Genomic DNA, 18,948 nt, shown 5'->3' with positions numbered 1-18,948 from the left:
CAAGCCGGGGTGGGGTCTAAGATGATGACTTTCATCCCGCTGGCCTTGGCGTCAAAAGTCAGCATTTGCCCCAACTGCCCGCCGCCGATGATGCCGATGGTTTGGCCGGGCTTGATTTTAATAGACAAGGTCTGCACTGCTTTCTTTGGCTTGGTCGTGCATTTCCTTGCGGTAGTCCACGATCTTTTGCTGGAGGTCTTTGTCTTCGATGCCTAAAATCTGCATGGCTAAAAGAGCCGCGTTCTTGGCACCGGCCGGGCCGATGGCGGTCGTTGCAACCGGGATGCCGGCTGGCATTTGCACGATCGAAAGCAAAGAGTCCATCCCGCCCAAAGCGCTGGTCTTGGCCGGGCAGCCAATTACCGGCAAAGGAGTGTTGGCGGCAATCATCCCTGGCAGGTGAGCTGCCCCGCCAGCACCAGCAATGATCACTTTCGTGCCGTTGTCTGCTGCCTTTTGGGCAAAGGCGAACATTTCCTCGGGCATTCTGTGCGCTGAAATAACCTGCTTGTCGTAGTCAACCCCGAACTTGTCGAGCAGCTTGCAAGCTTCCTGCATATAGCCCCAGTCTGATTTGGAGCCCATTACAACACTGATTCTACTAGTCACGATTATTCCTCCTGTCTGCTTTCCCTTAGGATAACAGAAAAAGCGGACTTTTTAAAGAGAAAGATGAACTATTTGAGCAATTGCTATAAAGATCATTCGCTTTTAATTAAAAAGTCGTAAAAAAAGACCACCGTATGGTGGTCTTTAGGCTTATTTAAGCAAGTTGGCGTCCAAGACTTCAGCCCGCTTGTTCATTGCCAGGTAGATCTTTGACTTGTAAGAAGCCAGGCCTTCCACCTCCCGCTTCATGTAAGGGCTGACCTTGATGTTCTTAATGTAACTCAGCCAGGTGCTGAAGTTCAGCTGGGAGCCTGGAATCAGCTGCCAGTTGTACTTCTTGACGCCCCGCATGTTGTAGTAGACCAAGTGCCCTCTGGCTTCCCGGTTGTCAGCCTGGCCCAGGTCAAGGTTGCTGGTCACCAGATCCTTGTCATAAAAGTCGATCCCTTGAACGGCGCTGGACACCTTGCCTTCCAGGTTGCTTGAACCCGGAGCGCTCAAAACTGCCGGGTGGTAGAAGATGGTTTCAATGTTCGCGCCTTTTGTGTTGCCAGACATGTTGGTCGCCCAGTAGCTGTGAGCACTGGATGCCATGTCTGCAGAAGTGCTGGATGATGAGGAAGACAGACTGGCCCCGTCACTGGCCGACCAGGTCTTAAGCTCCGGCAAGTCAGTCTGAACAGGCGTCACATTGGCAGAACTGATTCCTTCTTTGGCATCCCCGCGCACCGTCAGCTTGCTGGTCGCCTTGGCCTTGCCATACTTGAAAGTCAGCGTGGCCGTTCCGGCCTTCTTGCTGGAAATATAGCCGTTATCGCTGATCTTCAATTTGGAAGACTTGCAGCTGATAGTAACCGAATCGTTGTCAACCAGACTGCCGTGCTTGTCTGTCACGTAATTGATGGCATCTTCAGCATTGAAGCCAACCGTGTCGGATGGGTTGTTGACCAGGCTGATCTGAGAAACCACCTTGGCCTTGGAAAGGGCAAAAGCTTTTTCATTCACGTAGCCGACTGGCCGGCCGTCCACGTAAATGTAGTAATAGCGCTTGCCGTCTTTGACCTTGTAAGACTTTGACTGAACGTGGGCATAGCGGAAGTCGGCTGAAGCCGTCAATTTCTTGCCAAACTTCCATTCCTTCTTCTTCACGTTCTTATAAACGGTCTTGGTTACCCACTTGTATTTGACCTGGCTGACCGTCTTGTATTTGGTCTTGCCTTTCTTCTTGTAGGCGACCTTCTTTTTGACCGTGTACTTCTTCTTTTCCTTAGTCGTCGTCTTGACTTTCTTGGTCACTTCTTCCAGCTTGAGCGAGGAATAAACCTGGTAGCTCTTGCTGCCCATGATCTTGGTCGTCAAGTCCATTTTCGTGCTCTTGCTGTAGTCTTCGCTGCTTGCTTGCGCCTGACTGGCCAGGCCGGCCAAAAGTGCCGCGCTGGTCATGATCCCCAGGGCAAAATGTCTCATCAAATTCTCCCTTTCATCACTATCAAAAATATAAAATCCATAATTACTGGGCTATTAATAAAAAACTTTTAGGCAATTTACAGAATCATCAATAAATGTCATTCACTACTTTACCACAGTTTCCACAGGCTGGTTAATTTGTAACGAAATTGTTAAATCGCCAGCCAAAATTATTGCTTTTTGCTGAAAAATCAGTCAAAAACCAAAGACAGCTTGCCGTCGTTCAGCTGGAGCTTGGCCGAATAGCGTTGCCCGCTCTTTTTGGAAACAAAGCCGTCCAGCTTGTCGGTCTTGCCCTTGCTGATCAAGGTCTTGACGATCCGCTTGCCCAGGTTCTTGCCAGCAAACTTCTTGGGCAGGGTAAAATGACAGCCGCCCCGGTAGTTGCTGCAGCCGTAAAACTTTCCTTTATCTGCTATATCGCCCTGCTTGCAAAGCGGACAGCGGCCCAAAGAAGCCGCGGCCTCCTGCCGGCTCTTGGCTTCGGCCTGCAGGGACTGGTCAACTTGAATTTTTCCGGGAACCTCCGTGATCATCTTTGAAATAAAGCGTTTGATCTGCCCTAAAAAATTCTCCTGGCTGCGCTCTTTGGCCCCGACCTGCTTTAAGGCTTTTTCCCACTGGGCGGTCATCTGCGCGCTGATCAGCAGCGGCTCAGCTTCTGCCGCCCGGCAGAGAATCATTCCTTCCGGAGTCACTGACAATTTGTTTTGCCGGCTCTGCATGTAGCCGCGCTTTTTCAAAATCTCGATGGTGCTGGCCCGGGTAGCCTCGGTCCCGATGCCTTCAACATCCTTTAAGATGGCCTGGGCTTCTTCATCGTCCAGGGTCTTGCCGGCAGTCTTCATGGCCGTGATCAGGCTGCCTTCCGTGAACTTGGCCGGGGGCTTGGTCTCTTCTTCCTGTTCTTTCAGCTTGGCCGTCAGTTCCTGGCCCACTTCTAAAGCCGGCAGCTGGGCGTCTTTGACCGGACCTTCCAGAATCTTCCAGCCCAGGTTGACGCTGACGTTGCCGCTGGCTTTAAAAGTCAGCTGGCCCACCTGAATCAAGGCCGTCGTTTTTTCATAGAGATAGGCTTTTAAGAACATCTCCAAAGTCCGGCGCAAGACCAGGTCATAGATCCGGCTCTCCAGCTTGGACATCTTGGCCAGCTGGGCGCTCGTCGGCACGGTCTTGGTCATGATGATGGCGTGGTGTTCTTGAACCTTGCTGGAGTCAACATAGCGCTTTTCTGCCTTCAGCGGCTTCAGCTGCTCAGCGACTGCCGCAGCATTTGGCAAAAGTTCCTGGTAGCGGGAAAGGTTCTGGGCCAGATAAGCATACTCATTGGCCGTAATATAGTTGCAGTCAGTCCGCGGATAACTCAAGAACTTGCTCTCATACAGGTTCTGCACGGCCTGGAGAACCTGGCTGGCTGAAGCGTGGTAGCGGCGGTTGGCTTCGGTCTGCAGGCTGGACAGAGAAAACAGGCGGGGGCTGGCCTGGCTCTTTTGCTCCTTGTCCACCTGGGCAACCCGGCCGGTCTGCTTGCCCAAACTCCCGCTCTTGGTCAGCAAAAACTGTTCCAGTTCCGCCGGACTCTTGAATTTCATGTCGGGGACCAGCCGCCCGGTAAATTTCCGCCTTCCCTGCCAAAAATCGGCCATCAGCAGCCAGTACTTTTCCGGCTTGAAATTGGCGATTTCCTGGTCGCGTTTGTAGACCATGTACAAAGTCGGCGTCTGCACCCGGCCGATGGAATAGGTGCCCTTGATTCCCTGCCCCCGCAAAAGCAGGGTAAACAGCGGACTGCCGTTCATCCCCACCAGCCAGTCGCTGATCTGCCGGGTCTGGGCCTCTTTATAGCGGGAATAGTAGTCCCAGCCGGGCCGCAGATGCTGGAAGCCTTCCCGGATGGCGGCTTTCTCCAGGGAATTGATCCACAGGCGGAAAAGGCGCTTTTGCTTTAGGTCGATCCGGCTTTGCCGCATGATGGACCAGGCAATGTTCTCGCCCTCGCGGTCGCTGTCAGTGGCGATTACGATAGTATCAGCCGCCCGCAGCAGACCGGCGACGATGTTAAACTGCTGTCTTTTGTCTCTGGGAACCAGGTACTTGTACTGGTCGGGAAAAATCGGCAGCTTCTTCAAAGACCAGCGCTTGTAGCTGGCATCATAGGCTTCCGGCATGGCCATTTCCACCAGGTGGCCAAAGCCATAGGTAATGACCGTCTCTGCCGGCAAAATGGGATCCGCCACATGAATCAGCCCCGTTCCCTTCCGGCTTTGCGCGAAAGCCGCCGCATATGCCCGGGCTTGGCTGGGCTTCTCTGCTAAGATTACCGTTGTCATTATTTTCCTCTACTTCTTGTCGTCAAAAATCGCGGGCAAATAAAAAGACCAAGCCGGCCGGCCCAGCTTGCCCGAACTGATGTTTCTTACATTATAAGTGACTTTTGCCGGCTTGGCAATATTTATGCGGATACAACAAAAAAATCACTGAGTTAAAACTCAGTGATTTCTCTGGTTGCAATCATGATTCGGGTGAGATTCGAACTCACGACCCACGGTTTAGAAGACCGTTGCTCTATCCAGCTGAGCTACCGAACCGTCATGTCCCGACGCAACATATTAAGTATATTAGACCAGGGCATTCTTGTCAAATATATTTTTGAAAAAAATTACTTTTCAGTGCCGGATTTTTTCTGCTGCCTGGCTGGCGATTTTTCCCGTGGCTCTTGACAAAACGGAAGCGGTTTGCTTGCATTAACTTGAAAGATGTCACTTAATAAAGAAAAAAGATGAGGTTTGCACATGAAATACAATCAATACGCCTATGTCAAAACCACACCGGAAAAAGCCAGCGCTGAACTGCTGGAAATCAACTTTTTGCCGGAAAACTACGCTTCTTTGTCCTTCAGCGAATTGCTGGCCGTTTTGACGGGCAACGTTTTGGCCGAGGCGACGACCCGGCAGGCCAAGGATGCCAAGCTGCGCGAATTCGCCGTCAGCGAAGGCCGCGACTTGGAAAGCTTCCTTTTGGACACGCCAACGGCAATCACGGGCAGCCAGTTTGCCAATGTGGCCCTGCAGCTTTTAGGCTATCACCCGAATTACGACTACAGCCTAAGCGACCCGCTGGCCTGCGCCAAAAAGCACGCCCTGCCGCCTTTTAAAGACATCGCCGGCAAAGAAGACCTGATCTTTGCCTTCTACCGCCTGCTCAACACCCGCAGCAAAAACGGCCAGATCCTTTTGGACGTCATGGCCGGCAAGGGTTACTTCACCCAGTTCTGGGGCCAGGGCAAGTTCATGTTCTTCAATGGCAAGTCCCTGCCGGTTTTTGACACTAGCCAGGTCATCCGCGAGGTCGTCTACGTGCAAAGCGATCTGGACACCGACGGCGACGGCTTGGGCGACCTTTTGCCGGTCACGGTCTTCCGGCCGGCTGAAAGCCAGGGGCAGCTGAAAGTTCCTGCCCTGTACACGGCTTCGCCTTATTTCGGCGGGATCATCGACAACGAAAAGACCAACCACAATGTCGACGAAAACTTGACTGACGCCTGCTGCTGGACCAATCCAAAATACGTGGCCAAGCCCCTGGTCAAGAGCCCGGCGCCAAAGAGCGAGGACGTGCCGGCCACGGAACTGGCCACTGGCAAATCCTCTTATGGCTTAAACGAATACCTTTTGGCCCGCGGCTTTGCCTCCGTCTTCTCCGGGGCAATCGGCAACCGGCATGGCGACGGGATCCGGGTCACGGGAGCACCTGAAGAAACGATTTCTCAAAAAGAAGTCATCGAATGGCTGACCGGCGACCGGGTCGCATACACCGACCGCACCCGCCGTTTTGAAACCAAGGCCAGCTGGTGCAGCGGCAACGTTGGCATGACTGGGCGCTCTTACCTGGGAACCCTGCAGATCGCCATTGCCACCACCGGGGTCAAGGGGCTCAAGACGGTCGTTTCCGAAGCTGCCATCTCCTCTTGGTACGACTACTACCGCGAGCACGGCCTGGTCATCGCGCCGGGAGAATGCCAGGGCGAAGACCTGGACAAGCTGGCCGAAGTCTGCCAGTCAAACCTTTGGGACGGGGGCAATTTCACCGCCAAGCAGGCTTATGAAAAAGAGCAGGCTGCCCTCTTGGCAGCTGAGGACCGGGCAAGCGGCCAGTACTCCGACTTCTGGGAGGCCAGAAACTACCGCCACCACACAGACGGCATCAAGTGCTCCTGGATCTCCGTTCACGGTTTAAACGACTGGAACGTCAAGCCAAAGAACGTCTACAAGATCTGGCAAAAGGTCAAAAAGCTCCCGGTCGAATCCCGCCTCTTCCTGCACCAAGGGCCGCACTACAACATGAACAACCTGGTATCCATCGACTTTACCGACCTCATGAACCTGTGGTTCGTCCACGAGCTGCTGGGAATTGAAAACGGGGCCTACGAGCAGTGGCCAAAGGTCATGATCCAAGACAACCTGGAAGCCGACAAGTGGCATGCCGAAAACGACTGGGACAATGACCTGGGCCAGGCCAGCCTCTACCGGCCAACGGCTGACGGGGATCTGTCGACTCTGGAAAGCGGCCAAGGGAAGCTGACCTTCACCGACCTGGGCGGCCGGGAATTCAAAGAATCCGGCATCAGTGAAACTGACTGGGAATACCAGTTTATCAGCGGCGAAGAAAAATGGGCCAAGTGCAGCCTGCGCTTTGAAAGCGAAGAATTCGCCCACCCGACCACGCTTGTCGGCCGGCCGAAAGTGCATGTCAAGGTTGCTGCCAGCCGAAAGGTCGGTCAGCTGTCAGTCGCCTTAGTCGACCTGGGAACCCGCCAGCGCTTGACGGCAACGCCAAAGATTCTGGGCCGGGGCAACCAGCCATTTGGCTTCCGCTTTGGCGGCGACTCCCTGCAAGAGTTCGTCCCGGCCAAGGCCACCAAGGCCAAGCTGATCACCAAGGCGCACATGAACCTGCAGAACTACCAGGACATGAAGAAGCCTAGTCCGCTGGAACCTGGCCAGTTCGTCGACCTGGAATTCGAACTGCAGCCGACCTACTACACCCTGCCGGCTGGCGCCAAACTGGCCTTGATCATCTACTCTACCGACCAGGGCATGACCAAACGGCCCCTGGAAGATGAAGACTATACCATCGACCTGGCTGATACCGGCCTGCTGGTCTACCGGAAATAATTTTTTTGGAAAAGCTGATTTATGATAGAATAGTCTTGTTGAAAGATAATTTAAAAGCTGTTGCGGAGCTACCGCTGACAGCTTTTTTTGTGCTTTTTTTCAGAAAGGAATCTATGGAAACGACAAATAACAAAGTCAACCTCGCCATTTTCAGCGCTGGGCTCATGACCTTCATCGGCATCTTGAACGAAACCTCCATGAACGTCACCTATCCGCTGCTGGTCAAGCAGTTTCACCAGCCCCTGGCCACCGTCCAGTGGATCACCACGGCCTATCTGCTGACCGTTACCATCATTATGGGCACCACGGCCTACCTGCTCAAGCAGGTGCCGGCCCGCTGGCTGCACCTGGGAGCCGCGATCGCCTTTATTTGCGGCTGCGTTGTCTGTGCCTGCACCAACAGCTTCCCGATGCTGCTGGTCGGCCGAATTATCCAAGGGATCGCCACCGGCTTTTCAACGCCAATCATGTTCCAATTGATCTTCACTCAGGTTCCCAAGAAAAAACTGGGCTTGATGACCGGCTTTGCGGGCATGATCATCTCCTTTGCGCCGGCTTTGGGGCCAACATATGGCGGGCTGGTCGTCTCATGGGCCAGCTGGCGGATGATTTTCTGGATCCTGCTGCCTTTGGCCGTCATCAGTCTGATCGGCGGCCAGCTGTACATCCGCAACCAGGTTCCCGGCAACAAGGAAGCCTTTGACTACAAGGCCCTGCTATTGCTGGCCCTGGCCTTGTTTGCCATCATCTACGCCCTGTCCCTGATCGGCAGCAGCTCTGCTGCCTGGCTGCTGCTTTTGGCCGGTGCCGGTCTGTTTGCCCTGTTTGTCTACGTCAACAACCGCGGGCAAAACCAGCTGCTCAACCTGGCCATCTTCCGCAAGCAGACGGTCTGCCTGGCAGCTTTGACCTATTTCTGCCTGCAGTTCATCAATATTGGCCTCTCAGTGGCAATTCCAACCTATGCCCAATACGTCCTGGCTGCCAGCAGCTTGATCGCCGGCCTGGCCCTTTTGCCAGGTTCCTTTGTCGGCGCCTTGATTTCGCCCCTGGCCGGGAAAATGGCTGACCGCTACGGCTTCAAAAAGCCGCTTATGCTTGGCGGCTGGCTCTTTTTGCTCGGCAACTGCCTGCTCATCGTCTTGCAGCCGCTCTTAACGCCGCTTTTGATCGTGCTCTGCCACATCGTGATCCGGTCCGGCTTCAACCTCAGCTTCTCCAATACCATTTCCAACGCTTCGACTCTGGTTGACCGGAAAAACGTCGCTGACGTCAACTCTGCCTTCAACATGATCCAGCAGTTTGCCGGCTCCGTCGGCGTCAGCCTGGCCACGGCCTTGATTTCCCTGAGTCAGAAGCAGGGCCAGGGCAGCCTGGCCCAAAGAAGCTACCAGGGCGGGCGCTACGACTTTATTCTCTTCAGCCTGCTGGCCCTTTTGACCCTGCTGGCCATCTGGCGCAATTTCCGCTTGCAAGAGAAAAAGAAATAACCGAAGAAATGCCGCTTTTGTAATTTCTTTCTAACTTTTTGCTTGCAAAAACTGAAAATTGTAGTTATACTGCAAGTAATTAATTTAGGAGGTACGTCAAATGTCTAACAAGAATCTATTCCAACAGAATATGACTGCTTGTTGTTGTGGATTGCGTCTTAAGCAATCCACTATTTGGCGTTGGCTGAAGGCCGCCTGACCTTTGGCGCAAATTCCAGATCGTTTCGATTGTTTAAGACGCGTTGAGCTTGAGCTCACGCGTCTTTTTTGTTGCCGCGGATTTTTAGAAAGAAAAGATACAGACATGATCAAAAAAATTGGCATTCTCAATCTGATGCATGACAAAATCGACACCCAGAAGCGTTTCAGCTATGTCCTTGGCCAAGCGGACCCGGAACTGGAAATCAGCTACTTCTATCCCCGAAGCCACTACCGTTTCCGGCCGCTGCCGCCCAACTGGCCGGCCAAGCCGCTGGACCTGGACGAGCTGAGCGGCCTGGACGGCTTCATCATTACCGGAGCCCCGATCGAGCAGCTGCCTTTTGAAGAAGTCGACTACTGGGACGAGCTCACCCAGCTGTTTGACCGGCTCAAGTCCCTCGCCATCCCCCAGCTCTATGTCTGTTGGGGAGCCATGGCGGCCATGCACTACTTTTACGGGATCGGCAAGCATCCCCTCAAGGAAAAGCTTTTCGGCATATATTCCCAGCGGATTCTGGCCCCCAGTCCCTTATTGGCCGGGCTGGCCAACGGCTTCCGCGCCCCGCACGCCCGCTACGCGGAAATGAACCGGGCAGAAATCCTGCGCAATCCGCGCCTGACCATCCATGCCCAGACACCGGAAGGGAGGCTGTGTTTGGTCAGCGGCCCCGGCCGGCAGAGCTTTCTGTTTTCGCATCTGGAATACGGGCCGCAGGCTTTCAGCAAAGAGTACCAGCGCGAACTTGCCGCTAGAGGAGGTGATGACACCGGTTTAGCGAAACCGCAGTGCTATTTCGCGGATGAATCCGCCATGGCTTTGCCCCAGTTTACCTGGGAAAGCACGCAGGAGCATTTTTTCAAGAACTGGCTTCAAGCCGTTCAACAATTTCAAGGAGGTAAAAACTATGTCAACTGATCGCATTTATGGCAACATCTTGGAAACCATCGGCCACACGCCGATCGTCAAATTGAACCGGGTCGTCCCGGAAGGCGCCGCTGACGTCTACGTCAAGCTGGAGTTCTTCAACCCGGCCGGCTCCATCAAGGACCGGATTGCCCTGGCCATGATCGAAAAAGCCGAAAAAGAAGGCAAGCTCAAGGCCGGCGACACGATCGTCGAACCGACTTCCGGCAACACCGGCATCGGCCTGGCCGCAGTCGCCAGCGCCAAGGGCTACCACTTGATCATCGCCATGCCGGAGACGATGAGCGAGGAAAGAAAGAAGATCATGCGCGCCTACGGGGCAGAACTGATCCTGACTCCTGGCAAGGACGGGATGGCTGCTTCCATTGCCACGGCAGAAAAGCTGGTTAAGGAAAAGGGCTACTTCATGCCGATGCAGTTTGAAAACCCAGCCAACCCGGAAATTCATGAACTGACCACGGGCCAGGAAATTATCAATGCCTTTGCCGGGGATTTGCCTGATGCTTTCGTGGCCGGGGTCGGCACTGGCGGCACCTTGACCGGGATCGGCCGGGCCTTGAAGAAGGCTGGCGACGTCAAGGTCTATGCCTTGGAGCCGGCTGAATCTCCGCTTTTAAAGGAAGGCAAGAAGGGCCCGCACAAGATCCAGGGGATCTCTGCCGGCTTCATCCCGAAGACACTGGACCAGTCCATCTACGACGGCATCGTGGAAGTTTCAAGCGACGATGCCTTTGAAACCGCCCGGGAAGTGGCCCGCCTGGAAGGCTTTTTGCCAGGGATCTCTGCTGGGGCCAACATTCACGGGGCCATTGAACTGGCCAAAAAGCTGGGGGCTGGCAAGAAGGTCGTTACCGTTGCTCCAGACAACGGCGAACGCTACCTGTCAACCGCCCTGTACCAATAAAAAGCAAGCAAATTCATTAATTGACACTACAGCTTACATCAGCAACTAATCAAAAAAACTGCATCTCCAGGGATGCAGTTTTCTTATCTCTTCTATTCTTCCAGCAAGGCCAAAAGGCGCTCTTTTTCTTCCTGGCTGGCAAAAGCGGCGCGGACAGAGTTCAAATAGAGCTGTCTTTCTTCTGACTTGGTCAAGCCCTGCTTTTCCATGAGCTGGTATTCATGCGGCAGGTTGGTGGCTGATACCGTCATGTTGTCGGTGTTCAGGGTTACCCGCAATTTTTGCCCCAGCATTGAGCGCAGGGGATATTCAGCGATCTGATTAAAAACCTTGGTATTCAAGTTCGAGCTGGCGCAGCATTCCAAGCTGATCCCATCTTCAACCAGGTCTTTAACCAAAGCCGGGTCTTCCTGGCAGCGGATGCCGTGGCCGATCCGCTTAGTCCCTAAAGCCAGAGCCTCTCTCATCGATTCTGGACCCGCGGCTTCCCCGGCATGGATGGTGTATGGGATTCCCCATTCCTTTGCCTGCTGGAAAAAGGGAGCATACTTGCGGTTGGCGACTTCTTCGTTTTCTGGGCCCGCCAAGTCCAGGCCAGCTACCCCTTGGTCCATAAAGTCTCTGGCCACCTTGACCGTTTCCCAGTTAGCTTCATCCTGGCCAACTAGCCGCATCAAACAAAGGAGAAAATTGACGTGCAGGTCTGGCCCTTCCTGCTCTTTTTGCCAGGCGTAAAAATCATCCCGGCCGGCTAATGCAGCTTGGACAGCTTCCGCCTGGGTCAAAAATTTGGTATGCCTTTGCGGGGCAAAGCGGATTTCGGTATAAACCAGCCCCTGCCCCCGCAATTCTTGCAGCAGCTCTTTGACGATTAAGCGCAGATTCTCTGCCGTCTGCATCAAGGACAAGGGAAAATCAAACTTGTCCAAGTACTCGTCCAGGTTGCGGCAGTCCGGGCTGACGGACAGTCTTTTTCGCAGTTCAGCTTCTGGCAGGCTTTTGCCCTCTTCAGCCAGCAGTTTACGGACGGTTTGGTATGGCACGGAGCCATCTAAATGCAGGTGCAGGTCAATCAGTTTTTTCATGTTTGTCCTTCGTCAAATCAAAAATCAAGCAATTTCAGTAAAAATAATTGTTACTATTCTAGCACTTTTTTGGCTTTATTAAAGGCTTTTTCTCAAAATACATAGGCTTGTCGATTGACACAAGCTGGATAAGCCAGGGAGATCATTCGGAATTTGCTGGAATATATTTTCTTTTGAAAAAGCAAAATCCTGCTTGAAAGCAACATTGTGCTTCCAAGCAGGATTTTTCACGGCAAATTAATACTGCCTGTGTTTTTTAGAAATCTTTTTAACTTTTTCAAAACCGGTTTGTTCAAGCTCACAGACCAGACCCTGGGGCAAAACATAAAGCACCCGGCCTACTGCCCCGTCATCGACCAGGTCGTACAGGCGGCCGGCGCTGCGGCTTTCACCCAAGACAGTATAAGGGCTGTTGGCCACATAGCCGATCTTGCCGAGAGCCCGGGCTTCGGCCCGGATGGCTTCCTTGTCATAATCATTGTCGGGTTCCTTGTACAAGGTCACCCGCATCCCTGGCTTGAAAGCTTCCGTGCCATAGTAGTGCTTGCATCCCGCCACGGTGAAGAAGATATCTTCCATACTGTCCGCCTCCATTCGTGCATGTATAGTTAATATTTTTTTGCAAAAAACTTCTACATTAACTATAATCCTGTATTTTTCCGGCGGCAAGGGCTGTTTGAAAAGCTATTTCAGTTGGGCTTGACGATGACGTTTAAGGCCTTAGAAGGATCGCTGGCTGTTTCCAAGCCAGTCACGATCTGGTCCAAAGGATATTCCTGGGTGATCATTTTCTCCAAAGGCCACTTGCCGCTGGACATGATGGCGAAAACGTCCTTGACGTCTTCCGGGAAATAGCCGCCGGAGCCGATCAGGCTCTGCTGGGCATAAGTCATGTGCAGCAGGTCCACCTGCCGGGGCTTGTTGTTGACGGCTACGGCCACGAAACGGCTGGAGATCTTGCCAAAGTCAAAGAAGTCGTCCAGGATGCTGGTGGCGCCGGCAGCGTCAACCCACTCATCGATGTCAGCCACTTCCCCGGTCAGCGACCGGGCCTGGCCAAAGTAGGCCTGGGCCTTTTCCCGCCAGTCTTCCTTGCCTGGGTTGCAGACCTCAAAGCCCAGCTCCCGCGCGATGTTCAGTCTGAAATCGGCCAAGTCGCAGATCATGACCTTGTCCATGCCAAAATGTTTCAAGGCAACTGCCGCGGCAATGCCGATCGTGCCGGCACCGAAAACGATGCCGTGTTCGCCGGCCTGCGGGTTGCCGCGCCGGGCTGCTCTGGTGCCGACCGTGAACGGTTCAGTCAAGGCTGCCAGCCGGTCGCTGATGGCCGCCGGAACCTTGTAGAAGGACCGATTCAGCTTGGCCTTTGGCAAGAGCATGTACTGGGAAAAGCCGCCCAGGGTGCCAGCTCTTGAAATATCGTTCTTGGCCAAAAGCGGATACGGGTAAATCCGGTCGCCAACCTGCACGTCCTTGACGTTCTCCCCGACCTTGACCACCCGGGAAACCGTCTCATGGCCGAATTCACCGCCCGGGGTTACCTTGTGGCCAGTGTTTGGGCCGTGCTGGTAAACGGCCACGTCCGTGCCGCAGATGCTGGAGTAGATGTTCTGCACCAAAACATCATCCGGACCGCACTCTTCGATTGGCAGTTCCTTGACTTCAACATGTTTTTGTCCGTAATAAATTGCTGCTTTCATTGTTTTCATAATTGATCACTCCTTTACTTATCAAGTTTATTTGCTTATGATAGTTTTGACAATCAGCAATTTTCCAATAAGTGTTGGAACTTTGGAGATTTAGCAAAGGAAATTTTCATGAATACCAAAAACAACCAGCAGTTCCGCCGCAGCCAGGACTTGATGGAAAAGGCCCTGCTCACCCTGCTCAACGATCCAAAAAAGCCCAAAATCACCGTCAGCGCCATCGTCAAACGTGCCGGCATCAACCGGTCGACTTTTTACGCCCACTACCTGGACCTGCCCGACATGCTGGACAAGACCGAAAGCAAGCTGCGCCGGGATTTGATGGCTGACTACCCGCACTCAGTTCCTTTGAGCGAGCCGTCCTTCGTGCCCTTCCTCAACTTCATCAAAAAGCACCGGGACTTCTACGTCGCCATTTTGAAAACCAGAACGACCTTCCCCCTGCGGACCGAGCAGGAACAGCTTTTCAGCCGGGTGATCAACCCGCTTTGCGAAAAAAACGGAATGGAAGACGAGGACGTCTACGTCCTGATCGCTTTTCAGTCAGCCTTCACCATGATTCTGCGCTACTGGGTCGAAAACGGCTGCCAGGAAAGCCCGGAAGAGATGGCGAAGACGATTTACCAGACCCTGCCCGCCTGCCTGCAGCAATAATCCGCCAAACTTGCTCATTCATCCTATTTTAACTAAAATTAACTTAAAAGCATCTCTAATAAATTTGGGAGGAAAAATAAGATGAAAGTTGCTGTTCTGACTGACAGTTCTGCATACTTAAGCAAGGAACAACAGGAAAAATACCATATCGACGTGGTGCCGATCCCTTTGATCTGGGACGGGAAGACTTATTATGACCTGGTTGACATTGGCTATGAGGAATTCTATGAAAAAATCTCCTCCAGCGAGAGCCTGCCGACGACTTCGCAGCCATCTTTAGGCCAAATCACGGAATTTGTCGACCGCTACGTGGCAGAAGGCTACACTGACGTGATCGTCCTGCCCCTGTCCAGCGGGATCTCCAGCTCCTACGCCAACTTAGTGAACTACGCCGGAGAGGAAGACCGCATCCGGATCCATCCGTTTGACTGCCGCGTCACCTGCGCCGGCCTGGCCGACTGTGCCATTTTGGCGGCCCGGCTGGCCAGTGCGGGAGCCAGCGCCGACTTGATCATGAAGGACCTGGAAGACCTGCGCAGAACCATCGGCGTCCGCTTCCTGGTCGACAACCTGGCCCACTTGAAGCGGACCGGCCGCCTGTCCAACGCCGCCAGCTTCATCGGCACCCTGCTCCATATCACGCCGATTCTGGCCATGGACGTGCAAAAGACCGGCCACATCTCCGCCATTGCCAAGGAGCGGCAGTACAAGCGGGCCTACAAGCACATCCAAAACGACTTCCGCGAACTGACGGAGAACAAGGACTACCCGGTTCAAGCCACTATTTTCGACGCGGCCAACCCCGAACGCAAGGCCGAGTGGCTGAGCGACTACCAGGCAGCCTTCCCTCAAGACAAGTTCACCAGCTCTATCATCGGCCCGGTTGTCGGCGTCCACTGCGGCAAGAACACCATTGCCATTATTTGGTGCCGGGACCTGGACAGCTACTTTGATGAAAACGGCCAGCCGCTGGCTGACGTTGCATCAGCCGAAGTCGGCGAGAAATTTTAACAAGAGCAAGAAACAAAAAACCTGTGCTAAGCGCACAGGTTTTTTTATACAAATTTTGAGCCGGCTTATTCGCCCCAGACTTCATCAGCAACTTCTTTGATGAACTTCAGCTTGTTCCATTCCTCTTCTTCAGTCAAGGTGTTCCCTTCTTCAGTTGAAGCAAAGCCGCACTGCGGGCTGAGGCAGAGGTTTTCCAGCGGAACATAGCCGCTGGCTTCCTTCAAGCGGGCAATAACCGCGTCCTTGTCTTCCAGCTTGCCGAACTTGGAAGTCACCAGCCCCAGCACGATCTTGACTTCCTCGCGGCCGTTCCAGATCTGCTTGATCGGTGCCAAGTCGCCTGATCTGTCTGAATCGTATTCAAGGAAGAAGCCGTCATAGTTAAGCTGGGCCAGGTAAGGTGCCACTGGCTCATAGCCGCCTGAGAAAAGGAAGGTGGACTTGAAGTTGCCGCGGCAGATGTGAGTGGTTACCGTCAAGTCTTCCGGCAAATCCTTCAAGGCCGCGTTGATGACCGTCACGGCGCTTTCGGCCAGGTGCACGTACTTGGCATGTTCTTCCGGCTTGTCCTGGCTTTCGTTGAGCTTGCTGATCAAAAAGGCCCAGGTGGTGTCATCGATCTGCAGGTAGCGGCAGCCCAAGTCGTAGAAATGCTTGATGGTTTCGTTGTAGGCCTTGCCCAAGTCAGCCAGGTATTCGTCCCAGCTGGCGTAAAATTCCGGCCAGTTGTCAGAACGGTTGTCTCTGAAGAGCATCGTCGGTGACGGAATAGTCTGCTTGGCTACCGCGTCGCCGGCTGCCTGCTTGGTAAAGAGGAAGTGCTTGAAGAAAGGATGATCCGGGTTGTAGGCCACCTTGCCGCCAAGTTCCGCGTTGTCGGTTCTGGTCTTGGCACCGTGGAACTTGTAGCTTTGCTGGTAGTCATACTTGATTACGCCCTTCAGGCCCCACAAGAAGTCCAGGTGCCACCAGCTGCGGCGGAATTCCCCGTCGGTCACGGCCTTGAGGCCGACCGCCTTTTCCTTGGCGATCAAATCGCTGATCCACTTGTCTTCAACCTTGGCCAGGTCTTCCTGGCTCAGCTTGCCCTCTCTGACCTGCTGGCGGGCGTCCTTGAGTTCCTGCGGGCGCAGGAAGCTGCCAACGATGTCGTAACGGTATGGTGCGGATAATTTAGTCATAATGTGTCCTTTCTGACAAACAAAAGCAAAATACAAGAAACAAACTGGCGCGGTCACGAAAAAAGCGCGCCCTCAACCGGTTCCCCGGTCAAGAGACGCGCTTTGCGTGTTACCACTCTTCTTCAGCCTGGCTTCACGGTCAGGCCCTCAACAACTTCCTCCTTGGAGAAAGCCTGCGCTGTATCGGGCGCTTCCCCGCAAGCGGCTTGCCATGCTCACCGCTTGATCATGCTCCAAGACCATCTTCGCCGCCTTTGCCTTTGCCGGTTCTCAGCCAACCCGGTTCTCTGGAAAAAGCTCCCAGCAGCTACTCATCTTTTCTCAGCATTCATTAATCTAATTGCCATAATCTTAAAACTTTTGCCGGAAGCTGTCAAGCTTTTCGGAAAAAATTATTTTTTGCTATTTTCCAGCCGGTGCTTCTTGAACAAATAAGTGACGCCGCTGACCATAATCACGGTCAAGCCCGAGAAGAGAAAGAGATAGCCCAAAGGCAGCAAGTAGAAGTTTTCATGCAAGATCCCCTGCTTGTCGATATATTCCACTGAGTTTGCCTTGATTACAAAGCAGATCAAGCCAATCAGCAGCAAAAAGCCGCCAATCAGGGATGAGAAAAAGTTGAATTTGGCCCGTCTGGTCTCGCTGCCGTCTTTGATTAATTTGTCCGTCATTTCAGTTCCTCCTAAAATCAACTGGTCTAAAGAAAGCTGAAAAGTCTGGCTGATGACGATCAAGGTTTCCAGGTCGGGCAGGTTCTTGTCATTTTCCCAATTGGAAACCGCCTGCCGGGTCACGTGGATTTTGGCCGCGAATTCCTCCTGGGTCAGCTGCTGCTCTTGGCGCAGTTTTTTGATCTGTTCACTAAATTTCATCACTAGTCTCCTTTCCTTTCAGCTTCTATTTCCAGCTTAGGAGAATTGCCGCATTTAGACAAGCAAGCCTTGCTTGCAGGCAATTATTTCCGGGGAAATAGCCGCTTGCTTTGCAGCATTTTTTCGCACAAGAGGCAAACCACCACTATGACCGGGGCCAGGCGCAGGCTGAACAAAAAGACCAGCAGGACCGCTACCAGCTTGGGCCGGCCAACGATCACGCTCACGCTGGCTGCCGTCAAAACCGCCACCAGCAGGTTCTGCGACCAAGGAAGCAGCAGGGCCAGAGCCAGGCCCAGAGCAACCGAGCAGAAGATTGCCGGGAAAATCGTGCCGCCCCGCCAGCCCAGGCCGAAGCCGAAATTGGTCAAAAGGCACTTGCCGACCGCCAGGCAGATCAAAAAGACCGGCCCCAGCTTGGCCGCCTCATCAACCAGCTGCCACATGGTAAAAGCTCCAGACCAGAGCAGGTAGCTGGAAAGCAGGCCGCCAATGCCCAAAAGCAGGCCGCCGAGCATCCCCTTGATCAGGCTGTTGGGAATCGTCTCCCCAATTTTGGCCCCGGCTGCTTCCATTTTCAAGAAGAAGCTGCCGAAAAGCCAGCCCAGCAAAAAGGCCAGCGGCGTCAGCAAGAGCCCCTGCCAGGTCCATTTGACCGGGGCAAAACCGACCTGGAAGACCTTTGCTTCCGGGAAAAATTTCAGCCAGACGGCAAAGCTAAAATGCCCAGCCCGGTCCAGATGACATAGCTGGCCTTCTGCCGCCACTTTTTGGCGAAAACATCCTTCAGTGGCCCTTCTGCCGGGGCAAACGGCCTGAACAAGGCCGCCAGCTGCTTTTTCAGCGGGGCCGCGGGCAAGTCGGGATCAGTCAGGTAATTGGTCAGCTGCTGGCCCATAAAACTGGCCTGGCGGGCAATGATTCCCGTCATGGAGGCTTCTGGCCCCACGCTGGCCCCGCCGGCCAAGATGACCGTGCCGTTGACCCAGGTCCGCCAGCTGGCTCCCGATACCTTTCCCGTCTGCTTAAATTCCGCCAGGATCTGCTTGATCGTCTTCGGGTAAGCCCCGACTCTCAGCTGCAGCAAACCGATCGCCAGGCCGAACAGAAGACACTGCGCCAGCAGCAGGCCCGGGCGGGTCAGAATTTTCCCGGACCAAAACAGCGCGATCATTTCGCTGGAAATTGTCAAAAAAATTCCTGCACCCACGCCAATCAGCAAACTAAATATACTTGCATAGATAAAAGCCAGGCTCTTCAGCCGCTTCATCGTCAACATCCTCTCTAATCCTTATGTTTACATCATTTCATGATAACAAATTTCCGTGCTCTCCAGGCATTTTTTTATTGATTGACAGAAATATTTTGGCTTTTTTATCTAATCAACCATTTCTATTCGATGGCCAGAAAATTTAAGCAAAATTTTATTTGAAAGCGCTTTTCGTAAATGCTAGAATGCAAAGTGAAAAAAGAAAAAAGATGAAAATCACAGTAAGCAGTAAATTATGAGGTGAATGAGATGTATTATTCAAATGGTAATTACGAAGCTTTTACTGATGCAAGAAAACCAAAAGACGCCGACAAGAAGAGCGCCTATGTCATCGGCGGCGGTCTGGCCGGTCTGGCTGCCTGCGTCTTTATGATTCGCGACGGCCACATGGACGGCAAG

At 53.4% G+C, this 18,948-nt stretch carries 18 protein-coding genes and 1 tRNA gene; 7 read left to right on the top strand and 12 right to left on the bottom strand.

What is annotated here, in order from left to right; translation table 11 throughout:
- The 5 genes from lacNas_RS01785 to lacNas_RS01765 form a co-directional block, all read right to left on the bottom strand.
- The coding region (locus lacNas_RS01785; protein WP_280515423.1) for an NAD(P)-dependent oxidoreductase at positions 1-128 on the bottom strand (128 nt) is incomplete at its 3' end.
- Positions 118-585: a 5-(carboxyamino)imidazole ribonucleotide mutase gene (gene purE, locus lacNas_RS01780; protein ID WP_201330716.1), complete on the bottom strand. Its 468-nt coding sequence runs from the start codon at positions 583-585 to the stop codon at positions 118-120. The genes purE and lacNas_RS01785, both read right to left, overlap by 11 nt.
- A 174-nt stretch (positions 586-759) precedes the next feature.
- Positions 760-2,076 carry a hypothetical protein gene (locus lacNas_RS01775; protein ID WP_444979749.1) on the bottom strand — a complete coding sequence of 439 codons (1,317 nt, stop codon included), beginning with the start codon at positions 2,074-2,076 and terminating at the stop codon, positions 760-762.
- Between the two features lie 191 nt (positions 2,077-2,267).
- Positions 2,268-4,406, bottom strand: coding sequence for a type IA DNA topoisomerase (locus lacNas_RS01770; protein ID WP_201330714.1), 2,139 nt, complete (start codon positions 4,404-4,406; stop codon positions 2,268-2,270).
- 184 nt (positions 4,407-4,590) lie between these two features.
- Positions 4,591-4,664, bottom strand: a tRNA-Arg gene (locus lacNas_RS01765).
- Between the two features lie 204 nt (positions 4,665-4,868).
- Here lacNas_RS01765 and lacNas_RS01760 point away from each other — a divergent pair.
- The 4 genes from lacNas_RS01760 (at position 4,869) to cysK (ending at position 10,767) form a co-directional block, all read left to right on the top strand.
- Positions 4,869-7,247, top strand: a complete 2,379-nt coding sequence (locus tag lacNas_RS01760) for a Xaa-Pro dipeptidyl-peptidase (protein ID WP_201330713.1) — start codon at positions 4,869-4,871, stop codon at positions 7,245-7,247.
- A 113-nt stretch (positions 7,248-7,360) separates the two neighbouring features.
- Complete coding sequence (locus tag lacNas_RS01755) at positions 7,361-8,737, top strand: MFS transporter (protein WP_201330712.1); 1,377 nt, start codon at positions 7,361-7,363, stop codon at positions 8,735-8,737.
- A gap of 304 nt (positions 8,738-9,041) precedes the next feature.
- Positions 9,042-9,854 carry a homoserine O-acetyltransferase/O-succinyltransferase family protein gene (locus lacNas_RS01750; RefSeq protein WP_201330711.1) on the top strand — a complete coding sequence of 271 codons (813 nt, stop codon included), beginning with the start codon at positions 9,042-9,044 and terminating at the stop codon, positions 9,852-9,854.
- Positions 9,844-10,767 carry a cysteine synthase A gene (cysK, locus tag lacNas_RS01745; protein WP_201330710.1) on the top strand — a complete coding sequence of 308 codons (924 nt, stop codon included), beginning with the start codon at positions 9,844-9,846 and terminating at the stop codon, positions 10,765-10,767. Before lacNas_RS01750 ends, cysK begins: the two co-directional genes overlap by 11 nt.
- 92 nt (positions 10,768-10,859) lie before the next feature.
- Here the strand turns inward: cysK and add are convergent, their stop codons facing one another.
- From add to lacNas_RS01730, 3 genes are all read right to left on the bottom strand, one after another.
- Positions 10,860-11,852 (bottom strand): adenosine deaminase, encoded by a 993-nt coding sequence (gene add / locus lacNas_RS01740; RefSeq protein WP_201330709.1) that lies wholly within the window; start codon positions 11,850-11,852, stop codon positions 10,860-10,862.
- A gap of 237 nt (positions 11,853-12,089) precedes the next feature.
- A complete protein-coding gene (locus lacNas_RS01735) occupies positions 12,090-12,431 on the bottom strand; it encodes an HIRAN domain-containing protein (protein ID WP_201330708.1) in 342 nt (113 codons plus the stop codon).
- A gap of 110 nt (positions 12,432-12,541) precedes the next feature.
- Entirely contained in the window at positions 12,542-13,564 is a 1,023-nt protein-coding gene (locus lacNas_RS01730) for a zinc-dependent alcohol dehydrogenase (RefSeq protein ID WP_244660658.1), read from the bottom strand.
- A 108-nt stretch (positions 13,565-13,672) separates the two neighbouring features.
- Between lacNas_RS01730 and lacNas_RS01725 the strand changes: the two genes are divergently transcribed.
- Together lacNas_RS01725 and lacNas_RS01720 are read left to right on the top strand one after the other, a co-directional pair.
- Positions 13,673-14,215: a TetR-like C-terminal domain-containing protein gene (locus tag lacNas_RS01725; protein WP_201330707.1), complete on the top strand. Its 543-nt coding sequence runs from the start codon at positions 13,673-13,675 to the stop codon at positions 14,213-14,215.
- 81 nt (positions 14,216-14,296) lie between these two features.
- The gene (locus lacNas_RS01720) at positions 14,297-15,226 is read left to right on the top strand and encodes a DegV family protein (RefSeq protein WP_201330706.1); all 930 of its coding nucleotides are present in this window, start codon (positions 14,297-14,299) and stop codon (positions 15,224-15,226) included.
- A gap of 65 nt (positions 15,227-15,291) precedes the next feature.
- On the opposite strand, the gene lacNas_RS01715 is transcribed toward lacNas_RS01720, so the two are convergent.
- From lacNas_RS01715 to lacNas_RS14110, 4 genes are all read right to left on the bottom strand, one after another.
- A complete protein-coding gene (locus tag lacNas_RS01715; RefSeq protein ID WP_201330705.1) occupies positions 15,292-16,407 on the bottom strand; it encodes a vitamin B12 independent methionine synthase in 1,116 nt (371 codons plus the stop codon).
- 392 nt (positions 16,408-16,799) lie between these two features.
- A complete protein-coding gene (locus lacNas_RS01710; RefSeq protein WP_201330704.1) occupies positions 16,800-17,279 on the bottom strand; it encodes a DUF3955 domain-containing protein in 480 nt (159 codons plus the stop codon).
- A gap of 83 nt (positions 17,280-17,362) precedes the next feature.
- A complete protein-coding gene (locus tag lacNas_RS14115; protein WP_244660657.1) occupies positions 17,363-18,046 on the bottom strand; it encodes a chloride channel protein in 684 nt (227 codons plus the stop codon).
- Entirely contained in the window at positions 17,980-18,549 is a 570-nt protein-coding gene (locus tag lacNas_RS14110) for a hypothetical protein (RefSeq protein WP_244660656.1), read from the bottom strand. The genes lacNas_RS14115 and lacNas_RS14110 overlap by 67 nt, the downstream gene beginning before the upstream one ends.
- A 249-nt stretch (positions 18,550-18,798) precedes the next feature.
- On the opposite strand from lacNas_RS14110, the gene lacNas_RS01700 reads away from it, so the two are divergent.
- On the top strand, positions 18,799-18,948 hold a 150-nt coding region (locus tag lacNas_RS01700), incomplete at its 3' end, for an oleate hydratase (protein ID WP_201346530.1).

It is taken from the genome of Lactobacillus nasalidis, assembly GCF_016587775.1.
Lineage (GTDB): Bacteria > Bacillota > Bacilli > Lactobacillales > Lactobacillaceae > Lactobacillus > Lactobacillus nasalidis.
Note: the sequence above shows the minus strand (reverse complement) of the source record. Positions and strands in the feature narration are given on the sequence as shown.